This is a genomic window from Oleiphilus sp. HI0117 (genome assembly GCF_001635235.1).
The window spans coordinates 1-558 of record NZ_LWGA01000423.1; the positions used below are offsets into that span (position 1 = coordinate 1).

At 47.3% G+C, this 558-nt stretch carries 1 protein-coding gene; it reads left to right on the forward strand.

Annotated elements, in window-relative coordinates:
- Positions 1 to 558 (forward strand): hypothetical protein (locus A3757_RS26375; RefSeq protein ID WP_197469796.1); only part of this gene is annotated, 558 nt, incomplete at both ends.

Genomic DNA, 558 nt, shown 5'->3' on the forward strand with positions numbered 1-558 from the left:
AAAGCCTTAAAGCAGGGGCAGCGTCACTATAGCCCAATTATTTTTGATGAATACGCTCAGCCAGGAGAGACCCTGGTTGCAGCAGTTTTACCCTACAATATGCCTGGTAATATTCAGGTTTTTTTCTTTTTGCATCACGATACCTATCAGTTAATTATATTGGACGAGCAGGGTAGCCTGTTGCGCCTGGTTTTAACGGGGCGTGACGAGATGCTACTACTTTCTGCATTGAATGAGTGCCTGGTTCGGATGTTGGAAACAAGGCAGCTCTCAGATATGAGCCTGGGAGGTGAAATGCCTACGGTGAGCTTTAATAAAATCACCAAGGCGAAAGACGGTGGTTATCGTATACGGGCGCTGAAAGATATTCCACACTGTGCAGTGAGTGAGGTACAGGTTCATGTTAGCAGTGAAGGCTACCAGTCGAACTGCGACTTGAGCGTTCAGGGTATGGAGTTTAGTAATGCCGCGCATGGAGAGCAGCAATATGAAGCGCTTATCCATTATGCTAATAAGCAGCAGGTATCTGACCGACTGCCGCTTATGGTGTCGGAGGTC